Annotated in this window: 18 protein-coding genes and 1 pseudogene; 6 read left to right on the forward strand and 13 right to left on the reverse strand. The window is 64.4% G+C overall.

Annotated elements, in window-relative coordinates; translation table 11 throughout:
* The first annotated feature begins 66 nt into the window (after positions 1 to 66).
* On the forward strand, positions 67 to 960 hold the full coding sequence (locus tag ACX80C_RS03565; protein ID WP_459324853.1) for an alpha/beta fold hydrolase: 894 nt from the start codon (positions 67 to 69) through the stop codon (positions 958 to 960).
* Here the strand turns inward: ACX80C_RS03565 and ACX80C_RS03570 are convergent.
* The 6 genes from ACX80C_RS03570 to ACX80C_RS03595 all read right to left on the reverse strand — a co-directional run bounded on the left by ACX80C_RS03570 (position 914) and on the right by ACX80C_RS03595 (position 6,968).
* On the reverse strand, positions 914 to 2,062 hold the full coding sequence (locus ACX80C_RS03570) for a cysteine desulfurase family protein (protein WP_459324854.1): 1,149 nt from the start codon (positions 2,060 to 2,062) through the stop codon (positions 914 to 916). The genes ACX80C_RS03565 and ACX80C_RS03570 overlap by 47 nt on opposite strands.
* Positions 2,059 to 2,958: a carboxylating nicotinate-nucleotide diphosphorylase gene (nadC, locus tag ACX80C_RS03575; RefSeq protein WP_459324855.1), complete on the reverse strand. Its 900-nt coding sequence runs from the start codon at positions 2,956 to 2,958 to the stop codon at positions 2,059 to 2,061. The genes ACX80C_RS03570 and nadC overlap by 4 nt, the downstream gene beginning before the upstream one ends.
* Positions 2,955 to 4,472 (reverse strand): L-aspartate oxidase, encoded by a 1,518-nt coding sequence (gene nadB, locus ACX80C_RS03580; protein ID WP_459324857.1) that lies wholly within the window; start codon positions 4,470 to 4,472, stop codon positions 2,955 to 2,957. Before nadB ends, nadC begins: the two co-directional genes overlap by 4 nt.
* Entirely contained in the window at positions 4,469 to 5,770 is a 1,302-nt protein-coding gene (gene nadA / locus ACX80C_RS03585) for a quinolinate synthase NadA (RefSeq protein ID WP_459324858.1), read from the reverse strand. The genes nadB and nadA overlap by 4 nt, the downstream gene beginning before the upstream one ends.
* A complete protein-coding gene (locus ACX80C_RS03590; RefSeq protein WP_459324859.1) occupies positions 5,767 to 6,525 on the reverse strand; it encodes an NUDIX hydrolase in 759 nt (252 codons plus the stop codon). Before ACX80C_RS03590 ends, nadA begins: the two co-directional genes overlap by 4 nt.
* A gap of 101 nt (positions 6,526 to 6,626) precedes the next feature.
* Positions 6,627 to 6,968 carry an Lrp/AsnC family transcriptional regulator gene (locus tag ACX80C_RS03595; protein ID WP_459324860.1) on the reverse strand — a complete coding sequence of 114 codons (342 nt, stop codon included), beginning with the start codon at positions 6,966 to 6,968 and terminating at the stop codon, positions 6,627 to 6,629.
* Between the two features lie 410 nt (positions 6,969 to 7,378).
* Between ACX80C_RS03595 and ACX80C_RS03600 the strand changes: the two are divergent.
* The 3 genes and pseudogenes from ACX80C_RS03600 to ACX80C_RS03610 all read left to right on the forward strand — a co-directional run.
* Positions 7,379 to 7,639: pseudogene (locus tag ACX80C_RS03600) on the forward strand (biotin/lipoyl-containing protein); the annotation flags it as partial.
* 37 nt (positions 7,640 to 7,676) lie between these two features.
* On the forward strand, positions 7,677 to 8,477 hold the full coding sequence (locus ACX80C_RS03605) for an alpha/beta fold hydrolase (protein ID WP_459324861.1): 801 nt from the start codon (positions 7,677 to 7,679) through the stop codon (positions 8,475 to 8,477).
* 137 nt (positions 8,478 to 8,614) lie between these two features.
* Positions 8,615 to 9,577, forward strand: coding sequence for a serine/threonine-protein kinase (locus ACX80C_RS03610; protein WP_459324862.1), 963 nt, complete (start codon positions 8,615 to 8,617; stop codon positions 9,575 to 9,577).
* 11 nt (positions 9,578 to 9,588) lie between these two features.
* Here the strand turns inward: ACX80C_RS03610 and ACX80C_RS03615 are convergent, their stop codons facing one another.
* Together ACX80C_RS03615 and ACX80C_RS03620 are read right to left on the reverse strand one after the other, a co-directional pair.
* Positions 9,589 to 9,756 (reverse strand): hypothetical protein, encoded by a 168-nt coding sequence (locus ACX80C_RS03615; protein ID WP_459324863.1) that lies wholly within the window; start codon positions 9,754 to 9,756, stop codon positions 9,589 to 9,591.
* 91 nt (positions 9,757 to 9,847) lie between these two features.
* Positions 9,848 to 10,723 (reverse strand): DNA-formamidopyrimidine glycosylase family protein, encoded by an 876-nt coding sequence (locus ACX80C_RS03620; RefSeq protein ID WP_459324864.1) that lies wholly within the window; start codon positions 10,721 to 10,723, stop codon positions 9,848 to 9,850.
* Positions 10,724 to 10,894: 171 nt separating this feature from the next.
* Between ACX80C_RS03620 and ACX80C_RS03625 the strand changes: the two genes are divergently transcribed.
* Positions 10,895 to 11,563, forward strand: coding sequence for a TetR/AcrR family transcriptional regulator (locus tag ACX80C_RS03625; RefSeq protein WP_459324865.1), 669 nt, complete (start codon positions 10,895 to 10,897; stop codon positions 11,561 to 11,563).
* Positions 11,564 to 11,896: 333 nt separating this feature from the next.
* On the opposite strand, the gene ACX80C_RS03630 is transcribed toward ACX80C_RS03625, so the two are convergent.
* The gene (locus tag ACX80C_RS03630) at positions 11,897 to 13,240 is read right to left on the reverse strand and encodes an MFS transporter (protein ID WP_459324866.1); all 1,344 of its coding nucleotides are present in this window, start codon (positions 13,238 to 13,240) and stop codon (positions 11,897 to 11,899) included.
* Between the two features lie 177 nt (positions 13,241 to 13,417).
* Here ACX80C_RS03630 and ACX80C_RS03635 point away from each other — a divergent pair, with 177 nt between their 5' ends.
* Positions 13,418 to 14,110 carry an IclR family transcriptional regulator gene (locus ACX80C_RS03635; protein WP_459325091.1) on the forward strand — a complete coding sequence of 231 codons (693 nt, stop codon included), beginning with the start codon at positions 13,418 to 13,420 and terminating at the stop codon, positions 14,108 to 14,110.
* Positions 14,111 to 14,216: 106 nt separating this feature from the next.
* Here the strand turns inward: ACX80C_RS03635 and ACX80C_RS03640 are convergent, their stop codons facing one another.
* From ACX80C_RS03640 to ACX80C_RS03655, 4 genes are all read right to left on the reverse strand, one after another.
* Entirely contained in the window at positions 14,217 to 15,512 is a 1,296-nt protein-coding gene (locus tag ACX80C_RS03640; RefSeq protein ID WP_459324867.1) for an MFS transporter, read from the reverse strand.
* 70 nt (positions 15,513 to 15,582) lie between these two features.
* On the reverse strand, positions 15,583 to 18,651 hold the full coding sequence (locus ACX80C_RS03645; RefSeq protein WP_459324868.1) for an AAA family ATPase: 3,069 nt from the start codon (positions 18,649 to 18,651) through the stop codon (positions 15,583 to 15,585).
* Positions 18,648 to 19,811, reverse strand: coding sequence for an exonuclease SbcCD subunit D (locus ACX80C_RS03650; protein WP_459324869.1), 1,164 nt, complete (start codon positions 19,809 to 19,811; stop codon positions 18,648 to 18,650). The genes ACX80C_RS03645 and ACX80C_RS03650 overlap by 4 nt, the downstream gene beginning before the upstream one ends.
* 136 nt (positions 19,812 to 19,947) lie before the next feature.
* A complete protein-coding gene (locus ACX80C_RS03655) occupies positions 19,948 to 20,958 on the reverse strand; it encodes an MIP/aquaporin family protein (protein WP_459324871.1) in 1,011 nt (336 codons plus the stop codon).
* Positions 20,959 to 21,058: the final 100 nt, after the last annotated feature.

Here is a 21,058-nt window from a genome sequence, read left to right on the forward strand (position 1 = left end):
CAACTCTATGCAGGAATAGGCACCGCGGGGAGGCATCCGCCGCGGGCGCGGCGCAGAATCACCTATATGAAGCAAACCGTCTCCACGCGCCTCGGGCCCGTAGCCGTCCGGATCCGGAAAGGCACGACGCCGGCAGCACCTCCCTGGGTCTTCCTGCACGGAGCATCCGGCTCGTGGCGCACATTCAGCGCATTGCTCGACACCCGCGCGCCGGGCCGGGAGTCAGATATAGTCCTCATCGACCTGCCCGGATGGGGCGATTCTCCCGGCACATTCCCCTTCACGATCGAGGAGCAGGGTGCCGCGGTGAGGACGGTCCTGCGAGCGCTCGGTTACCGGTCATGGTCCATCTTCGGCCACTCGATGGGTGGGGTGCTCGCAATGGAAATCGCCGCGTCTGAGCCTGGCAAGACGCGCGCCGTCGTCGTACTCTCACCAACAGCGCTGACCGCTGCCGCCGCCCTCGGCAATCCCCTCAGGAACCCCACCATGGCGCCGCTGGTGGGCATGTATGCGTTGATGCGATTCCTTGGGGGAACGCGCAAAGCCGCACCGAAGCTACTCGGCTTCGCACGTCGCACCGGCCTACTCCGGCTCGCCCTGGCCCCGTTCTTCGCCCATCCGTCCGGCGTTCGGGCGCAGGTCTTCACCGACCTCGCGCGCGACGCCCGTCCGGCGTCCTTCATTGCCGCGGCCCGCGCGTTAAGACAGTACGACGTCGGCAGGTGGCGTGGGATCTCCTGTCCAACGGTTCTGGTACGCGGCGAGAAGGACATCTTCACCCCGGCAGCAGAACTGCGCGAATTGACGACGCTGATCCCGCACGCGCGGACGGTCGTGCTGGCGGGAGCCGGTCATTTCGCCCATGTCGAGGACCCGAACGCGATAGCGGCTCTTCTGGCAGGACAGGACGCTAGACCCGGTTCCCCAGCCCCTGCACAGTCCGAACCGAGGCAATGACAGCGCGGGCAGCCAGCGCGATCTCGGCGTCAGTAGTCGAAGAAGTCCACGAGAGGCGAAGGGCCGTCTGGGCAACCTCCGGCTCAATTCCAAGGGCGAGCATCACGGCCGATGGCTCGCTTGCGCCCGCCGCGCACGCCGAGCCGCTTGAGGAAACCACGCCCGAACGCTCCAGTTCCAGCAGAACTGCCTCGCCGCTGGTTCCCGGAAAGCAGAACGATGCGATGTTGGGCAACCGGTGCTCGCGGTGGCCGGTGAGGACTGCACCATCCAAGGCGCCCAGCACGGCATTGATCAGATGGTCGCGCCGGGTGGTTGCCGCAGCCGCAGCGGTTTCGCGCTCCTTCTGGGCCAACTGAAGAGCTGTGGCAACAGCCACGGCGCCCGCAACGTTCTCAGTGCCTGACCGCTTGCCCCGCTCCTGTCCCCCGCCGTGAACGAGCGGTTCCAGCGGCAGCCGTGACCGGACGTACAGCACTCCGTTGCCCTTGGGCGCACCGATCTTATGGCCGGAAATGCTCATCGCATCAACACCCAACTGCGCGGTGTCCAGCGGCAGCCAGCCGGCAGCCTGTACGGCATCGGTATGGAGCGGCACTCCGAACTCACGGCACACCGCTGCGAGCGCGGCAACAGGCTGCACCGTGCCCACCTCGTTGTTGGCGTACATGAGCGTGCACAGGGTGGTCTCGGGCGTCAGCGCGTTGCGCAGCACGGCCTCCTCGACCATCCCCTCGGCCGTCACCGGAAGCAAGTCGATGCTGAACCCGTGCAGGCGCGCAAGGTAGTCCAGGGATTCCAGGACCGCCGGATGCTCAATGGCCGAAGCGACAATGTGCCTGCCCCGTGGACGCCCCAACGCGATGCCCTTGATGGCAAGGTTGTCGGCTTCCGTGCCGCCGGAGGTGAAGACGACGTCGTTCGGCCGGCAGTTCAGCTCGTTCGCCACGAGGCGGCGGGAGTAATCGAGCGCCCGGGCAGCTGATTCCCCGACGCTGTGGTGGCTCGACGGATTCCCGTAGTCGCTGGTGAGCAGCGGCCACATCGCCTCGAGAACCTCCCGCCTTACGGGCGCCGTAGCAGCGGCGTCGAGGTAGATCACTGCATACCACCCACTGTGGAGTCGACGCTGATCCTGATGTCCAGTCCCAGATCGAGCGCCTGCACACTGTGGGTCAGCGCCCCGGAGGAGATGATGTCCACACCGGTGCGGGCAATTGCCCCGACGGTCTCAAGCCGGACGTTGCCGCTCGCTTCCACCAGCGCACGCCCCGCTACCTGCCGAACGCCGGTCTCAAGGTCGGGAAGGCTGAAGTTGTCGAGCATGATGGTGTCCACCCCTGCGGCGAGCACCGGTTCGATCTGGTCCAGCCTGTCCACTTCCACCTCAAAGTGGACGGTGTGGGGAAGCCGCGCCCTGGCAGCTTGAAGGGCCTCGGTCAGCCCAAGGACGCCGCCCTGGGTCAGGATCGCAAGGTGGTTGTCCTTGGCCATCACGGCATCGGACAGGCTGAACCGGTGGTTGTGCCCTCCACCGCACCGGACTGCGTAGCGCTCAAGGACCCGCAGGCCCGGCGTCGTCTTTCGGGTATCAACAACGCGGGCGGCCGTACCAGCCACTTCGGCAACGAACTTCCCCGTCAGCGTTGCGATCCCGCTCAGCCGCTGCGCGAGATTGAGGGCCACACGCTCGGCCGTCAGCAGCGATCTCGCAGGCCCGTGCACTGTAGCCAGCACAGCACCGGCGTCGAACGCTTCCCCGTCAGCAACCTGGAACGCGACCTGCAGGCCGGGGTCGGTCAACCGCATGGCGGCCTCGATCACCTGTTCGCCGCAAAAGATTCCGGCCTCGCGGGCAACCACCGCAGCCTCTGCCCGCGCGTCACCCGGGATCAGCGCCTGTGAGGTCACATCACCCCATGGTGCGTCTTCCTGCAGGGCTGCGGCGACGATCCGGTGGACCTCGGCCGCGGACGGGGTGGCCAGTGCAAATCTCACGTGCTGCTCCTGAGCATGGTAGGTCCAACGACGGCGGCACCAGCCGCCGGGAAGTCGCTGCGGTAGTGTGCGCCCCTTGACTCGTTCCGAAGGGCAGCCGCGTGGGTGACCAACCGTGCGCACAGCAGCAGATTGGCGGTTTCCCGGTCCTTGATCGACGATCCGCCAGCCCGCCACTGGGCCAGTTGCTTGGCGGCGACGCGTAAGCCGGACTCGTCGCGCAGCACACAGACGTGCTCGGACATGACCTGCCGTACGTCGTCGCGCCGGGCGGTCTCGCGCCCCACCGACAGGTCAACTTCCTGCGCGTCGAACACCGGCAAGGTTCCAGCCGAACCGGTGATGGCGCCGGCTGCGCGGGACCCGAACACGAGCCCTTCCAGCAAGGAATTGGAGGCAAGCCGGTTGGCGCCGTGCACGCCGGTTCGGGCCACCTCGCCCACCGCATACAGGCCCGGAAGGGAGGTGCGGCCGTGCAGGTCAGTGGCAATTCCGCCCATCCAGTAATGTGCCGCCGGTACAACCGGCAGCATGTCCCGGGACCAGACGAAGCCCGCCGCCGCTGTCACAGCAGTCAGTGTGGGGAAGCGGCGGGACAGGAACTCGGTGCTGAATGCCGTGGCGTCCAGGAATACCCGGCTTTCGCCGGTCTTCGCCAGGTGCAGGGCGATGCTGCGGGAGACCACATCCCTCGGCGCCAGCTCGCCGTCGGGGTGATAGTCGGCCATGAAGCGGTGTCCTGCCGCATCCCTGAGCACCGCACCTTCGCCCCGGACCGCTTCCGAAATCAACGGATGCCCGTCCACGTCCAGGGAGGTCGGGTGGAACTGGAAGAACTCGAGATCCGCCATCACTGCACCGGCACGCCAGGCTGCCGCAACGCCGTCGCCCGTGGCAACGGACGGATTGGTGCTGTGCCGGAACAGCCCGCCGGCACCGCCGGTCGCCAGCACCACGGCGTCGGCTTCCAGCGGTACGGTTTCCCCATTTTCACGAACGACGACGGCGCCCGTCACCTGCCCGCCGTTGATCGTCAGATCCGCGAGGAAAGTATGTTCGAGAATGGTGATCCGCGGATCGGACTCGACGGCCCGGATCAGCGGGTCTGCAATACCTGCACCGGTTGCGTCACCTCCGATGTGAAGGATGCGGGGCGCCGCGTGGGCGGCTTCGTGGCCAACGGCGAGGGCGCCGTCGTCGGTCCTGTCGAAACGGGTTCCGAGGGCAAGCAGCCGGTCGATGATTGTCGCTGAATCCGCGCACAGCACGCGGACTGCTTCCTCATCGCAGTGTCCGGCGCCGGCGGTCAGGGTGTCGGCCACGTGCCGTCCCGTGCTGTCCGTCGACCCCGCACCAGGCAGGACCGCCGCGATTCCGCCCTGCGCATACCAGGTGTTGCTCTCGCGTAACGCGCCCTTGGCCACCAGGGTGACGTCGGTGTTGGGCCGCCGACGCAGTTCCAGGGCGGTGTACAGACCGGCAATACCGCTGCCGATAACCAGGACACGTGTCACGGCTTCGCGGCCAGCATCCGCTCAAGTGCGACCCGCGCGTGCGTCGCGACGGCACTGTCCACGGTGATTCGGTTGCGCACCTCACCTGCCACTAATCCTTCGAGCACCCACGCCAGGTATCCCGGATGGATGCGGTACATCGTCGAGCACGGGCAGATGACCGGGTCCAGGCAAAAGATGGTGTGCTGCGGGAACTCCGCTGCCAGGCGGTTGACCATGTTGATCTCCGTGCCCACGGCAAAGGTGGTGCCGTCCGGCGCCGCGGCGATCGCCTTGCGGATGTAATCCGTGGAGCCTGCCTCATCCGCGGCGTCCACGACGGGCATGGGACACTCGGGGTGCACGATCACCCGCACACCGGGGAACTCCGCCCGCGCCTTCTCGATCTGGTTCACCGTGAAGCGCTTGTGAACCGAGCAGAAGCCGTGCCACAGAATGACCTGTGAATCCAGCAGTTCCTGCTCGCTGCTGCCGCCCAGGACCTTTCGCGGGTTCCACATGGGCATCTGTTCCAGCGGGACACCCATCGCCTTGGCGGTGTTCCGGCCAAGGTGCTGGTCCGGGAAGAAGAGCACGCGCTGTCCCCGCTCAAACGCCCACTCCAGTACGGTTGCCGCATTTGAGGAGGTGCACACAATGCCGCCGTGCTCGCCGCAGAACGCCTTCAGCGCGGCTGAAGAGTTCATGTAGGTGACCGGGATGACCGGCTGGCGGCCGTCGTCGTCGGGCTCGGTCCCGAACAGCTCTTCGAGCTGTTCCCAGCAATCGGTCACCGAGTCGATGTCGGCCATGTCCGCCATGGAGCAACCGGCCGCGAGGTTGGGGAGGATGACGCTCTGGTCGCTGCGGGACAGGATGTCCGCGGTCTCGGCCATGAAGTGGACGCCGCAGAACACAATCGCCTCGGCATCGGGCTTGGTCAGTGCTGCGTTTGCAAGCTGGAAGGAATCGCCCACAAAATCGGCGTGCTTCACAACCTCATCCCGCTGGTAGAAGTGGCCGAGAATCACCAGCCTGTCCCCCAGCGTCTCTTTCGCTGCGACGATGCGGGCGTCGAGCTCCGCTTCCCCGGCGAGCCGATACTCCTCCGGCAGCTCACCCTGACGCGGGGTGCTGGCGGGTGCCGTGTCCTGCATGGACGCGCCGGGACCGTAGTCGGGGACCTGTTCAGGTGTTGCGGGCGCATCAAACTCCCACGGGCCCTTCGCCAGCTCCGGGCTGCAGGTGCTCCCCCACGCCTGCGGGCGCTCGGCGTCCTCACGGGTGATCAGCTGGATTGCGGTGTTGATGCTCGTCATGGGACTCTCCGTAACTGGGACTCGTTCATGCCCGCTGCGGGCTGTTTGGGCTGTTGGTTCGCTCCGTAGAGCGGTGCGGGACCGGTGTAGCGGTACAACCGTGGTGGGCGGTGGCGCGTGCCCTGAAGGTATTCGTCGGTTTCCTGGATATGCGGCGTAGAGCGCAACTGGCGGCGGAAGTTGGCCGGGTCCAGCTGCCTGTCCAGCACCGCTTCGTACACCTCGCGGACCTGGGCGAGAGTGAACCGTTCGCCCAGGAAGTGGTAGGCGATAGACCCGTACTCCATCTTGTTGCGCAGCCGCCACAGGGCGTAGTCCACTATTTCGTTGTGGTCGAATGCGAGAGCCTCCAGCCGATCCGCCCGGAACCACCGCACGTTGGTCGACTCCCGCGTCAGCTCAGCCTCGTCCGGCTGCACCAGCGCCCAGTACACGATGGAGACCAACCGCTGGCCGACAGAACGGTGCAAACCTCCGAAGGCGTAGAGCTGCTCAAGGTATTTCGGAGCGAGGCCCGTGGTATCGAGGAGGTTGCGCGCAGCGGCGTCCTGCAGCGACTCGGAGTGGGCCAGCGGTCCGCCGGGCAGTGCCCACTGCCCAAGGTAGGGCTGGCGGATCCTGCGCACCAGCGGCAGCCACAGAGCGGGGCGCCCGGAGGATTCGCTTGGCCTCAATGCGAAAATCACCGTGGAGATAGCCAACGACGGCGGCTGCTCGCTCCGTTCGGAGACATTGGCTGAATCGGGGGTCACCATCGTTCACCTCCTCCTGGCTTTTGCTTTCGGGACTTATAGTCAATGTGACTGTAAGTCATTGTAGACCCGTTTCCGAGAAGGACCGAATCGACGCACACTCGCTACTCCGGTGACGTCCGCATCAATGGAAGCGTTCGCCCCTCGAAGTGCGTATTCAGGACAATCACCGAGGATGAGCGCAGCACGGTTCGCGTTGCGATGATGGCGTCGATGACGCGCTGCAGATCCGAGTTGGAGCGGGCAGCGACCTTCGCCATCAGGTCGCTCTCGCCCGAGACGGTGTGCAGTTCCTGAATCTCCGGGATTCCCCGGAGCGCCGTCGCAACGGCATCATGCCCTGTGTCCTGGCTGATCGTCAGTGCGCAGTAGGCAGTGACGGGATAGCCCAGCCGGCGTGGATCAATCCGCGGACCCCAGCCTGCAATGACACCTGAGAGCTGCATCCGGTCAAGACGGGCCCTGTACCGTCGCCCGTGCCACGCGAAGCACGCGGGAAGCCTCAAGTACGCCCATCCGGGGCTGATCATTGAACAGTTCAATTATCCGGCGTCGAGTTCATCAGTCATACCGGGTCCTTTTCACTTCAGGAGCGGCAGTCCATGCAGCCGAGCCAAACCTGCCGCTTTGGCATAACCGACATGCCCACCCAGATAGACACCGATTTGCATCCGGGCAGAAGCGGTGACTAAAGTCACACGGGTTGGCCACTGCTGGCCGGGCGGCGGAGATCTGTTCAATGGAGCACAGTTCTTCGCCGCATTTCTTTTGCACTGCATTTGGCGCACGGCCCGAAGGCGCCTGTCGAGCGGGTCACCGGATTCGATGTTCCCTACCGCTCCGGCGACCTTGAGGGCTTGTCAATGAAGGCGACCACGTTGAGCGGAATCAGCCCCTCGTGGAAGTGGAAACCACCAAGTCCGCGGTGGAACTTCCGTCGCCCCAGACCGGAACTGTGGTTAGAGTTCATTCAGGGGCCGGCGACGTCGTCAAGGTGGGCGATCCGCTGATCGTGTTCGAGGTGCCGGATGACACCGCGGGCATTGTCGGCACCGTTCCGAAGGAGCAGGCACACAAGCGCCGTGTGCGCTTGAATGCGATGCTGGACGAGGACTGAGCGTCCAACCGGAGAGCAGAGAAAGTTGAGGGATGTCATGGGACGGCACAGCGACCATCTGGTGGAGGGCACAGACCCGCGGCTGAACGTCGTAATCTCCGCGCCGGCCAAGGAGTCAGCCCTCCCCCCGGTCCTCCTGCTGCACGGGTTCGCCTCGTCGGCGAAGCTGAACTGGGAGGATTCCGGCTGGGTCCGGGCATTGACAGACGCCGGCCGGAAAGTGGTCACCGTGGACCTGCCGGGGCACGGTTCGAGCGCCGCCCCCGAGGAGATGGATGCCTACTCCCCAAGCCGGCTCCGGGCCGATATCCTCCAAATACTCCAGGACGCGCACGTGGTTCCGCTGACAGAGGGCAATCCGGCCTCCGGTGTGGACATCATCGGCTACTCGCTGGGCTCCCGCCTTGCCTGGGAGTTCGGCGCGACTCAGCCCGAACTTGTGCGCCGGATGGTGCTGGGAGGACCCGGCAGCGGCGATCCGCTGGCCGAATTCGACCTCGCTGCCGCCCAGCGCTTCCTGACCGACGGCACGCCGATCGGGGATAAGTCAACCGCCGGGCTCCTCACCATGGCCCGCCTGGTCCCAACGAATGATGTCTTCGCATTGCTGACCATGATCGAAGCAATCAAGCGGGAGCCGTTCGTGCCCTCCGATGCCGTGCCACACATGCCGCTGCTATTCGTCGCCGGTGAGGCCGATGAACGCGCACGGACCCTCCCTGAACTGGCGGAACTGAGCGCTCAGGCGGAGGTCCTCTGGCTGCCCGGCCGAACTCACACCAACGCCGTAACCTCAAGGACGTTCAAGAGCACGGCCATCGAGTTCCTGTCCGCGTAACAATTACCGAACTTTTGGCGCCACGGGTAGGGGAAGGCTTTCTGTGTGCCGCGGGCAAGGTAGAATGTTGAAGGTGATCAGCATGCTTATCACTCGCTTTTCACCCTAAATAACTTCTTTCTTCCCGGAGGTCTCACGTGGATGAACTCCTGGCTGAGCGGTACCAGCCGGTTGAGCTGATCGGTACCGGCGGCGCAGCTTCGGTGTTTCGGGCACTGGACCGGAACCTCGGCCGGGATGTCGCAGTCAAGGTGTTCAACCCCACCACCTCCGATGATGATGACTACCGCCGCCAGCACACAGAGACACTGCTGCTGTCTACGCTGAACCACCCTGGGCTCGTCACGCTGCACGACGCCGGGCTGCAGGACAACGGCGCCGGAAAAACCACGAGCTTCCTCGTCATGGAACTCGTCGACGGCCTGGACCTGCGCAAGCTCCTGAAATCCGGGCCGCTCCCTTCCGACCACGTCGCACAGCTGGGAGCAGACCTCGCCGACGCGCTCGCCTACATCCACACGCAGGGAGTCATCCACCGCGACGTAAAGCCGGCGAACATCCTGATGTACCACTCGGGCGATCAGGACACCCGGTTGTATCCGAAGCTCACGGACTTCGGGATTGCGCGTATGGTAGACGCCACCCAGTCAACCGCCCACGGTGCCACCATCGGGACGGCCAACTACCTGAGCCCGGAGCAGGCCGAAGGTGCCACCGTTGAGCCCCGCACCGACATCTACTCCCTTGGACTGGTTCTCCTCGAATGCCTGACCGGAGTGAAGGCTTTCCCCGGGCCGGTGGTGGAAGCCGCCGTCGCCCGCTTGCTGCGCGACCCCGAGGTACCGGAGTCGCTTGGCCCGGAGTGGAAGGACCTCCTGCAGCGGATGACTTCACGGGATCCACAGGCGCGCCCCGACGCGCACGAGGTCGCCGTCGCCCTGCGCTCCTGGGAGAGCCACAAGGACGACGACGCCGCGCCGCTCACCCTGTCACATTCCGTGCCTGCCGAGGACGAGGCTCACGAGGTCGTCACTGGTGGCGTTACCACCGGGAACGTACACATTCCCGAACCGCCCTCCCGCGCACCGAGCCTCGGGTAACGGCCGCTGCCTCAGTTGGCGTCTTCGTCCGGGTCTTCCTCCGGCTCGAAGCTGCTCGGCTCGTCAGTTGACGTAGCACCTACCCCGTCCTCGGAATTGGGGATGGTTCCTTCGGGCTCAGTGCTCTTGGACTCCTCGCCCTGAGCGTCCTTGTCGTGATCGCGTGGCTCACTGGTCATGACTACCTCCGTGGTTGGAACCGGATGCTTACGCTACTGATCCTATGCCTGCCACCCCCAGGATGGGGTGGAGACTTCCGCTCAGAGGGATTCACTTGAGGAACTTCGACGTTCTTCTGTCTGCGAGTGGCTTACCACCGGTCTGGCAGGTGGGACAGTACTGCAGGGCTGAATCCGCGAAGGACACTTCACACACGGTATCCCCGCACACAGGGCAGGTCTCTCCAGCACGGCCATGGACCTTCATTTCACGTCTTTTCGCGTCCTTGAGCTCTTTCGCAGGCTTTCCGGCAGCCGCTTTGACCGCATTGTCGAGGACTGAATGCATTGCCGTATGAAGATCCGCAAGCTGTTCATCAGTGAGACTTGTCGCCAAAGTGAAAGGCGAAAGCCGGGCCGCGTGCAGAATCTCGTCGCTGTATGCGTTTCCGATTCCGGCGATGAATGACTGATCCCGCAACAGGCCCTTCAGCTGGTTCCGATGGCCCTGAAGCATCGACAGGAACTGCTCCCCGCCGACGTCAAAGGCCTCAGGCCCGAGCCTGCTCACTCCGGGCACCTCGGCAGGATCTTCGACGAGGTACGCAGCCGCCGATTTCCGTGTGCCGGCTTCGGTGATGTCGAAACCGTAACCGTCCGGTTCTGCACACCTCAACCGCAACGCGATGGGCCCCTTCCCGGGGCTCAGTATGGTCCCCGGGATGGCATCAGACCAACGCAACCATCCGGCCCGCGCAAGATGCAACACCAGGTGTACGCCGTCCAGGCTCAGGATGAGGAACTTGCCCCGTCTGCCTACACCGGTGAAGGACATCCCTGCGAGTGCTGCAGGAGTTACCTGCGCCGTCTTGAGGATCGCGAAGGATCCCAGTTGCAGGTCCCGCACAACCGCGGGCGGCCCATCCCCGGGCACAAGCTTGCTACCCAGGAATTCGGCCAGCCCCTGAACTTCAGGCATCTCAGGCATGGCACTACGGTAGCAGCGGCCATTGCTTGCGCGCCGGTAGTAATGCGTGCCCTTCTGCCGGAACCAGCGCGCGGTGGCAACCCAATAACTCCTCTTCGATTACGGTGGATACCGGGCAGACCGCGGCCGGTAAGCCTTCCCGGTATCGCGCAGACTTCAGGAGCACCACGTATGGCCACCGCAACAGGTTCTCAGCGATCGGCAGGCAGACCACTCAACAAGGTCCTGTCACAGGAGTCGATCACCCAGGCGGCCCTCACCCTGATCGAGTCCCGTGGCTATGAGGGCCTGACCATGTCGTCGCTCGCCCGCGCCCTGCAGGTGGCGCCGTCGTCGTTATACAACCATGTCGAGTCCAAGGGTGACGTACTGATCCTGGTCCAGGACCACGTGATGACGCAGGTTGACGTATCCGGGTTCGGAGGCGAGCCGTGGGAAGACGCAGTGCGCCGCTTCGCCCGGTCCTACCGCGACGTCTTCACGCGGCACACGCCGCTGATCCCGGTCATCGCGGTGCTGCCGGTCAGCGGTGCGAAGCAGACCCTCGCCGTGTACGAGGCGGTCACCCGCGGATTCGCGGAGGCTGGCTGGCCTGAGGAGCAGATCGTCCCTGCCATCGTCGCACTGGAGTCCTTCATCTTCGGTTCGGCCTTCGACGCGACCGCTCCCGAGACCATCTTCGAGTCGGGCAAACTTGCCGAAGATTATCCGCGGTTCACTACTGCAGTCGCGGCCCAGGACAAGGGCGTGAGCGGACGCCAGGCGGACGTGGCGTTCGAGGTGGGACTCGATGCGCTTCTTTTCGGGCTGCAGCAGCGCAAGCCGGCCCGGCCCGCCTAGCAAAGTCCCTGAGCGCCGCGGGTCCGCCGGGTGGTTCGAATACTCCGAACGTGCGAAAGGCCAGCTCGGGAGGGTTTGGGGGAAACCTGGCGAGCCGGCCTTTCAAAACCCGGGCCCGTCAGCCCGGTGGCGGGCCCCTCGTACAAGGCCCGTCTTGTTATGAATTCTACGAACTATCTCCGGAATCAACCATGGGGAGAACTACCCATGGCACTATCCATGGTGGCGTGGTGGCTCGCAAGCGCTCAACGGACAGCGAAAAGCCGCCCCACGCCGTCGTCCTCGTCAATGATAGAACGACGACGACGGCGCCGGGCGGCCTTCGGGGTTTGCTTACTTGCCGGTGGACTCCTTGTGTACTTCCGACACACGCAGCGGTGCGCCACGAGTCTCTTTAACCATGCTTACGCCGACGAACGAGATGACGCAGAGACCCATGATGTAGAGAGAAATCGATATCGAGGTACCTGTGCCGTCAAGCAACGCTTCGGAGATCAGGGGCGCGAACGCACCACCGAAGATGGCCCCGAGCGCGTATCCGATGCCGATGCCCGAGTACCGCACGTTCGGCGGGAACATTTCGGCGTACATCGCCGACATAGGCCCATAGGAGAGGCCCAGGCCGATGGTCAGTACGAACAGCGCCACACCGTAGGCCAGAACGCTGCGTGTGTCGATCATCATGAACAGCGGGATCATCCAGAGGAAAACGAGCGCATAGCCAATCTGGAAGGTGCGCACCCGCCCAATCCGATCGGAGAGGATACCGCCGTACATCGTGAAGATAAGCCAACCGAAGGAGGCCAGCAGGGTCGCGAACAATACGGGTCCGCCCGGCATACCCAGTTCCCGCTGTGCGTAGGCGGAGAAGAACGCGATGAGCAAGTAGCCGGCTGCGTTGTTGGCGATGAAGATCGCCGCAGTAAGGAGTACCTGCTTTGTGTTGTGCCGGAAAAGTTCGGCGAGCGGAACTGACGATTCCTGCTTTCGCTCAGCCATTTCCTTAAACACCGGGCTCTCGGCAACGGCCATCCGGATGAAGTAGCCCACCACAATCAGCACCACTGACAGAAGGAACGGGACGCGCCAGCCCCAGGCGAGGAAGTCTTCTGGTGACATGGATGCCCGCAGCATGAACAGAACCAGCGTCGCGAGGATCATCCCGACGGGAACGCCGATTTGAGGGTACGCCCCCCAGAAGCCACGCTTATTGACGGGTGCATGCTCCACCGCCATCAGGGCGGCGCCGCCCCACTCGCCTCCTGCCGAGAATCCCTGCAGGATACGGAGGAGCATCAGAAGGATTGGTGCTGCAACCCCTATTTGTGCATAGGTGGGCAGCAGGCCGATCAGCGCCGTGGATGCACCCATCATCACCAGGGTGAACACCAGCATCGCCTTGCGCCCGATGCGGTCTCCGAGGTGACCGGCGACGACGGCGCCGAGCGGCCGGAAGAAGAAGCTGATGCCGATGGTGGCCCAGGAAACCAACTGGGCGAGGCCGGGGCTGTCTTCGTTCAGCGGCGCAAAGTACAGCTGTGCAAAGATGAGCCCGGCTGCCTGGGCGAAGATGAAGAAGTCATACCATTCTATGGTGGTGCCAACCATGGTGCCGGCAACTACCTTGCGGTCCTCCCGCGACATGCGCTGCCGCGGGGCAGCTGTTGAAGACGTCATTGTTACTCCAAGTGGACGGACTTGAATTACCGACAGAACGTTCGGTAATTGTGGTTTAGATCATACTCCTCAATCGCCTCCCGTGGATGCCTGCCATCCTCGGCGACTCGAAGGATGTTCGATAGTTGAACAATCCGTTCTGATAGTGAATAATACCGTGATGTGACTTCCGACACAATGTCCCAACATTCGCAGACACTGTCGCGTGGATTGCGTGCATTGGAGATCCTCGCCGACTCCCCAAACGCCCTGAGCATTGCCGACGTCGCTGCCGAACTCGGTGTCCATCGATCAATTGCTTATCGAATAGTGCGAACCCTGGAGGACCACTCCCTGGTTGTGCGCGATGGCGCGGGAAGAGTCTCCTCGGGGCCTGGACTCGCCGCTTTAGCGCGGGGGGTTTCTCGGGATCTGCAGGCCGCAGCATTGCCCGAGTTGACTGCGCTGGCGAATGAACTGGGAATGACCGCGTTCATCGCGGTCTGGGATAAGCACGACTGCGTGACGCTCGTGACCGTGGAACCCCGCGACTCCACTGCTGCTGTCGCGCAGCGTCCGGGCAGTAGGCATGCCTTCAGTGCCGGGGCGCCCGGAATCGCTATCCAATCCGCGGTGAGCGAAGAAGAGTGGCAGCGACTGGCGCCCGCGCAACCCTATCGGGAGGAGTCACGGCTCGCCCGGAACACGGGTTTCGCCACAAGCCATGACGAGGTGATCGCCGGACTGTCGTCGGTCGCCGCTCCCGTGCTGCTGCCCGGTCGCCTGCCGGCCGCGGTGGCAGTGGTCTATATCCGTTCGGCGCATCCGCCTGCGGAACTTGGGGCCCGCATCGCCAACAGCGCACGCACGATCGAGAACCAACTCAGCTAGAAACGCGGGGTACCCGTGCGAGCGGAGCGAGTGCGGGGAAGTTTCGACGCGCTAGAAACGCGGGGTACCCGTGCGAGCGGAGCGAGTGCGGGGAAGTTTCGACGCGCTATGCAGCTCGGTGTTTCCGCACCACGACACCTGACAGGATCCCGAGCAGCAACAGGCCGCCGGCCGCCATCCCAGGAACCGCGAAGGCATTCAGTCCACCGCGTTCCGCGAGGGCGCCTGCCACCGAGGCACCCAGGGCCGTGCCTGCGACAATGCCGCTTGCAAGGAGCGTCATCACCGTTCCGACCAGATGCTTAGGTGCCACCAGCGAGCCGATGCTGAAAATAGTGACCATTGTGGGACCAACCGGTATGCCGAGCACGAATAGGACGAGGAGCATGAGCGGGATGCCCTGCGGCAGGAACAGCAACAGCGCCGCAGCGCACATGGCGGCAGCGGACACGATCCAGCGCAATGGGTGGCTGAAGCGCTGTGACCAGTAGGCGACTGAGAGGGCCGCCACTGCAGAACTGATGCCCATGACCGAGTACAGCAGCCCGGCCGAGGAGGCAGCGTCGAAGCTGCCCGCGAAAGCGATCAGCGCTGTTTGGGTCGAACCGAAGAAGGTTCCCATCATCACCATTCCGAGGATGGGCACCGCCACTGCGATTCCGCGCCTTCCGCCGCCCGAACGGAAGCCCGTTAGCCGCGCCTTTGTGCGAGGCCGTCTCCGCAGCGGTATAACAGACTGTTCGGTCGGATGCACGGCGAAGGCTGACACGAACACCACAGTCAACCCTGCCGCGAGTACGAGTGGAAGCCATGGAGCAACGAGGCTTGCCAGCAGACCCACCAGTGCCGGGCCGAGCACGAAGGTCAGTTCATCGGCGGTGCTTTCGTAGGACATGGCCGTGTCCAGGTCAGCCGGTCGATGACCTTCGGTCAAAGACATCCAGCGAACCCTGGCGAGCGGGCCGATCTGCGGGCAGGTGGCGCCCATGGCGAAGGCGGCAAGCAGGGTGGGGATGAGTGCGACGCCCGATCCACCGGCGTAGCCGACGATTACCATACCGCCGATGGCCAGCGTATTGAGTGCAGCCGCGACAAGCAGAACAGGCCGCTGCCCCACCTTGTCGGCGAGGAATCCGAGGGTCGGAGCACCGAGCGCTGAACCAATTCCGACCGCGCCCGCCGCGAAGCCACCTGCGGCGTAGGATCCGCTCACAGCAGTGACCAGGGTGAGCGCGCCCACGGTGAGCATCGCCAACGGCAGCCGGGCAATGAGACCGAGCGGAATGAAGGTCTTGCCGGCTATGGCGGGAAGGCGGCTGAAGCGGCCCTTCTGCACCTCAGGAGATTCAGGGGGTGTGGGACTGTGCGTGCGGCGGGAATCCGCGGCGGATAGCTTGGCCATGTTCTTTCCGGTACTTCAAAGCGCGCATCGTCCCTCCTCCCGATGCGCCGAACCCGGTAACACCCTGATTTTACACCCGCTGCAGTTGATCCACGAAGCGGAGGGTGGACCCGGTCCGGCCCTTCAGCACGTGCAGTTGCGCTGGAATTCTTTGTTTGAGTTCGGGAACATGGCTGACAAGTCCAACTACTCTCCCGCCGTCGCGCAGGTTCTCGAGCGCGTCCATCACCTGTTCCAGCGACTGCTCATCCAGGCTGCCGAATCCTTCATCGACGAAGAGTGTCTCAATGTCCAGGCCCCCGGACTCCTGCTGCACAACGTCGGCCAACCCTAATGCGAGCGCCAGTGACGCCATGAATGACTCACCACCGGACAGGGTGGCGGTGTCGCGGCTCGTCCCTGTCCAGTTGTCGGTGACATGAAGCCCCAGGCCGGACTTCTTGTTGCCCGATTTGGCGTCGCTGTGTACAAGCGCGTACCGGCCGTCCGACATCTGCTGAAGGCGTTCCGTAGCCGCATCTGCAACCTGCTCAAGCCTGGCCGCGAGCACGTAGGTGGCAAGGCTCATCTTGTAGATGTTCTCCCCGTTACCCCGCGCGGTGTCGGCCACCGACTTGGCAAGCTGGTGCGCTCGGCGCAGGGGCTCGAGCCGCTCCTCAAGGGTCTTCGCGCGGTCGGCGTAGGAAGCGAGCTGCACCACCGATTGTTCCAGCAGGCCAACTTCCAGCACCGCCCGTTCCAGCTTGGTTGCCGCGTCCTCTTCGCTCCGGGCAGCCTCCTCGATGTCCTCGACCCGAGGGACAGTACCGCCCTCACGCTCCAGGGCTGCCGCCGAAAGGTTCTCCGGGCGCTGGAGTTCGATCTCAATCCGATGCGCAGTGCTTGCGGCTTCCCTGATTGTCCGCTCTGCCTCAGCTGCCCGGCCCTGCGGCAGCAGCGCCTCCCGCACTGCCTGGTCGCGCTCAAAACCACTGTCCGCCAGGCGGGTCTGCAGCGCGTTCTCCGCCGTCGCAAAGGATTCCCGGGCGTGATCCAGACGGCTGATAGCAGAACAGACCCCTCCGATGCCTTCCTCCACCTTCCGGAGCCCTGCCACACGTTCCTCGACCGACGAGTAGTCTCCACGGACCGCGTCCACCCGCAGGGTCAGTGCGGCAGCCTGCTCCCGCAGGGCCGCAATGAGGGACGATTCGCGCGACTCGCTGCGCACCAGTTCCTGCTGCCGCCCCTCAAGCTCGGCGAGCAGCCTTTCGACTTCGAGCTTCTTCGCGGAGAGAGCCGGAATCCCCGAAGCCAATAGTTCCGTCTCAGCCAATTCCTGTTGGAGCGAGCGGAGGGTTTCCCGGGCGTCCTCCGGATCCAGCGTCCCGACGCGTGCCCTGAGGCCTGCCGCCTCCAGCGCAGCGGCATCACGGGCTTTTGCCGTTTCACGCAGGCGCTGTTCAGCGCGTTCCTGGTCTGCGCGCGCTTGTTCTTCCTCCTCGCGACTCACCAAAGCATGGTCGCCGATGGTCGCGGGTTCCGGATGCTCCTCACCACCGCAAACGGGGCACGGCTCACCTTCCCGCAGCCCGACAGCAAGCTCCGCAGCAGCCTGCTCCAAACGCAGCCGCAATTTCTCGAGCCAGTTTTCCTTTGCCTCGAGGAACAACGCCAGGTGAGTTCTGTGCAGGTCTTCGAGATGCTCCAACGATTGCTCCGCGGTCTCTGCCTCGGAGTGGAGGGCGAGCCTACCGATTACTTCTTCGCACTCGGCGATCAAACGGGCGGCGCGAGCGGAGGCTGTCTCGGCAGCGTGCAAGTCAGCCGTGCCGGCTTCGAGTTTCGCCTCCAGTTCCTTGCGCGTATGAGCGCACCGGTGGGCATCGGAGGCATACTCCTCGACTTTCTGCTCTGCGCTCGCGATTCGCGTATGGAGGCCCGTAAGCTCCCGCTCCTGCGGCTGGGCTGCGAGCGTGGCCGCAAGTTCCTCGCGGATGCGGCCATGCGCCACCTCCAGTCCCTCGAGGCGTTCGTCGCTGAGCAACTCCATGAGCTCAGGTACTTCCCTGTCAGCCGGCCCGTCCCGGCGCAAACTGGTCACCGCCGAGCGCAGGCTCTCCTCCCGGAGCTGCAGTTCCTCCCGGCACTGGTCCCGTGCCTGCAGCGGTCCTTCGAGGACCTGTGCGCGACGATGGTTTTCGAGTGCCTTCTGTAGCTCGGCCGCTATCAAGAGATTCTTCCGGTTGCTTTCCGCCTCCACCTGCAGCCGTTGATAGCCCGTGCGGTTCCGACGATCATCCTCCAGCTGGGAGCGTTTCCCAGCGGCTGCGTCCCGCAGGAATTTCAGGTCCGCGACCCGTTCGCGCCCCCGCTGTACGGCGGACATCAGGCGGTCCTGCAGAATGATCAGGCTGGGCTGCCCTGGCTGATTCTCTGCCGTTCCATCTTCACCGGGTACGTCCTCCCACTCATCATTCTCCAGACCGTGACGCCGTACTTCTTCCATGGCCCTGGCCAGCACAGCATCCAGCTCACTCTCCGCCTTCTCGCGGCGTGCAGCCGCCGACGCCGCATAGTCGGCAATCAGCTGTTCCACCGTGGAGAACCGGTCAGTGGCGAACAACCGCTGCAGGAGTTCAGCGCGCGGAGCCGCGTCGGCCCGAAGGAAGGCTGCGAACTCTCCCTGAGGCAGCATCACCACCCTCGTAAACTGCTCGCGGTTCATGCCGAGGAGGGACTGGAGCTCGGCGCCTGCCTCGTCGTTCCGGGTTGAACGGGTGATCCACTGCCCCTCCACGCGCTCACGCAGGAGGGTTTTTGCCTGCTCGGGCGTAGTCCCGTTTCCACGCTTCGCCGGACGCTGCCACGCGGGGTTACGGGTGACTTCCAGCCGCCGTGAACCGGCCGAGAATTCGCAGACGACCTCCGGCATCAGGTTCTCAGGGGCGTGGTCGCTTCGCAGCCTCTTCGCGGTCTGCCGGGCACCCGGTACCGAACCATAGAGCGCGTAGCAGACGGCGTCGAGCACGCTGGACTTTCCTGCCCCGGTTGGGCCGTTCAAGAGGAACAATCCCTGCTCGGTGAGGGCGTCGAAATCGACGTGCTGCCGCTCGGCGAAGGGGCCGAACGCCTGAATCTCTAGCCGATGAATTCTCATGAACCGCTCTCTGCTGCGCGCATGGTGTCGATCATCTCGGCGAAGAGGGCGGCTTCCTCAGAATCGGCCTTCCGCTGACGAACATGCTCGAGAAATCCGCAACAGACCGCGTTGTCATCAGCCGCCTGCGCAATCCGCTGACTGTAGGTCATCCGTGTGGCTTCATTGCTGGCAGCAGGTTCGAATGCCAGCACAAGGGCACCCGGATAGCGCGCGCGCAACCGTTCCATTGCTTGCCGTGGCCGCTCGGAGTCAGTGAGCGTGATGTGGCACCATGCGGCTTCGGCGTACCGGTATTCGGGCATTTCCAGCAGCTCGAGGATGGACCCTTTCAGGATGGCCAGCCGCTTCGGCGGCTCCCAGGAAACTTCCCGGATGCCGGTCACCCCGCTCCCGTCCAGGTCGATGAGCCAAGCCCCCTTGGTATGACTGGCTTCAGAGAACGAGTAGGGCAGAGGAGATCCCGAGTAGCGAATATGGTCGGCGAGCCGCTGCCTGCCGTGGAGATGCCCGAGCGCCACGTAATCGAACCCGCTGAAAATCTCGAGCGGAACCACCCCGAGGTTGCCCATGCTGAGCTCACGCTCGCTATCCGATCCCACGCCACCGCTGGTGAACGTGTGGGCCATGACCACCGAGTGCACAGTGTGCGTTTCACGCCGCCTGGCCAGATCTTCCCGGACACGGTCCACTGCGGCAGCGGTTACCGCGGTATGAGTGGGAGCTTCGCAACCCAGTGCATCAGCGACCATACGGGGTTCCAGGTAGGGCAGACCGTAGACAGCCACCTCAGCGTCCCCGTCCATCGGAAACAGGGCTGGCCGCGCAATGTCCTCGAGCCGGGTGCGCAGGTGCACTCCGCCACGTTCGATCAGTTTGCCGCCGAAACCAAGCCTGACCGCGGAGTCATGGTTCCCGCTGCTCACCACTACCCGCGCGCCGGCTACCGTAAGCCTTTCCAGGGCTTCATCGAACAGCTCCACTACGTCAACCGCGGGCAGCGCACGATCATAGACATCCCCGGAGACCAGGACAACGTCCACCTCTTCCTCGCGAACCGTCTTCTCCAGTTGATCCACGAAAAGCTGCTGCGCTTCAAGCATGCCGACACCATGGAAGGAGCGGCCCAGATGCCAGTCGGATGTGTGGAGTAACCTCATGTTTCCAAGCTACCGGGCACCTCTGACAGTTTCGGGCGGCAACGCCGGACCGGGCGCCACCGCCGCTGCAACGCCAGCCGTTGCTGCGCTGCCCGAAGCTTGCACCGGGCCTTCTCCCGAGCGTCGCAGCGGCAGGCTAACCCTGGCTGTGGCGGGTTTGGCCGGCGTCGTCGTCGTTGTCGTTTCCGATCGGGTGCGCCGGCTCCTCAGGCGAGGAGTCCTCGAAGAACGTGCGGGCTTCGTCCGTGCCCGGCTCACCGTCGCGCATCGCCGGAGCGTTGTGCCCCTCGTGGTGGGAAGCGGCCGCCGCAACCGCTGAACCGGCCACTGCCGGAGCGGCCGGGCGGGTGTCGGGGGCAACGTCGTGGCGTGAGACGTCGTCGGAGGACTTTTCAGCGCTCACTCGCTGTCCCAATTCAACGCTTCGGTACAGCAGCCCGGCGATGAGCGCACCAAGCAGCGGCGCAACCCAGAAAAGCCACACCTGCTGCAGCGCCCACGGTTCGGCGAACACGGCGGCCGCGAGCGATCGTGCCGGGTTCAACCCGCCATTGTCGAGGGGTGCCAGTGCGGTAAGAAGTACCCCGTAGGAGAGCCCGATCGCGAAAGGGGCGGCGGATCGGCTGGCCAGCCGCCCGGTGGAGCCGAGCACCACCGCCGTCAGCAGGGCAGCGGCAACCACCTCAGCGAGGAGGATGCTCGCAAGGGGGAACTGCGTAGACGAGTTTTCCGCGTAGCCGTTCGCCGCGGTCGAGAACAGCCCGGCGATCTGGATCTCCTGCGGGTGGGTTGTGAAGATCAGCCAGAAGAAGCTTGCCGCCGCGAGTGCGCCAACCGTCTGCGCAACAATTAAAGGCGGGACCGCTCGCCACGGCGTCCTGCCCGCCATGGCAAGGCCAAGCGTCAGGGCCGGGTTGAAGTAGCCTCCGGACAGACGGCCGAACGCTGCAATGACAACAAGGAACGCCAGTCCGAATGCGAAACCCGGACCAAATCCTCCCTGGGGATTGAGCATTGTGACGCCAAGACCCGCCAGAACAATGAAGAATGCCCCGAGCGCCTCGATCAGCGAGGCGGCCAGCAGCCCGGGCTTCGTCTCATCGCGCGCTGCATTGGTGGCATGGGCTTCGGACCTTGCTTCTTGCATCAGATGGAAATCCTTCGGCGTGATGGGATGTGGGCCTGGAGTCAGCTCGCCAACCGGGGAGCAAACTCCCCCAGCGTTCCATCCGATTCTGGAAATTTCC

Source organism: Arthrobacter tecti, assembly GCF_054511355.1.

Bases quoted from the DNA above. Each gene is read 5' to 3' on its own strand.
- ACX80C_RS03565 (WP_459324853.1), top strand. From the start codon at position 67: ATGAAGCAAACCGTCTCCACGCGCCTCGGGCCCGTAGCCGTCCGGATC.
- nadA (WP_459324858.1), bottom strand. From the start codon at position 5,770: ATGACGAGCATCAACACCGCAATCCAGCTGATCACCCGTGAGGACGCC.
- ACX80C_RS03590 (WP_459324859.1), bottom strand. From the start codon at position 6,525: ATGGTGACCCCCGATTCAGCCAATGTCTCCGAACGGAGCGAGCAGCCG.
- ACX80C_RS03595 (WP_459324860.1), bottom strand. From the start codon at position 6,968: ATGCAGCTCTCAGGTGTCATTGCAGGCTGGGGTCCGCGGATTGATCCA.
- ACX80C_RS03605 (WP_459324861.1), top strand. From the start codon at position 7,677: ATGGGACGGCACAGCGACCATCTGGTGGAGGGCACAGACCCGCGGCTG.
- ACX80C_RS03615 (WP_459324863.1), bottom strand. From the start codon at position 9,756: ATGACCAGTGAGCCACGCGATCACGACAAGGACGCTCAGGGCGAGGAG.
- ACX80C_RS03620 (WP_459324864.1), bottom strand. From the start codon at position 10,723: ATGCCTGAGATGCCTGAAGTTCAGGGGCTGGCCGAATTCCTGGGTAGC.
- ACX80C_RS03625 (WP_459324865.1), top strand. From the start codon at position 10,895: ATGGCCACCGCAACAGGTTCTCAGCGATCGGCAGGCAGACCACTCAAC.
- ACX80C_RS03630 (WP_459324866.1), bottom strand. From the start codon at position 13,240: ATGACGTCTTCAACAGCTGCCCCGCGGCAGCGCATGTCGCGGGAGGAC.
- ACX80C_RS03635 (WP_459325091.1), top strand. From the start codon at position 13,418: ATGTCCCAACATTCGCAGACACTGTCGCGTGGATTGCGTGCATTGGAG.
- ACX80C_RS03640 (WP_459324867.1), bottom strand. From the start codon at position 15,512: ATGGCCAAGCTATCCGCCGCGGATTCCCGCCGCACGCACAGTCCCACA.
- ACX80C_RS03645 (WP_459324868.1), bottom strand. From the start codon at position 18,651: ATGAGAATTCATCGGCTAGAGATTCAGGCGTTCGGCCCCTTCGCCGAG.
- ACX80C_RS03650 (WP_459324869.1), bottom strand. From the start codon at position 19,811: ATGAGGTTACTCCACACATCCGACTGGCATCTGGGCCGCTCCTTCCAT.
- ACX80C_RS03655 (WP_459324871.1), bottom strand. From the start codon at position 20,958: ATGCAAGAAGCAAGGTCCGAAGCCCATGCCACCAATGCAGCGCGCGAT.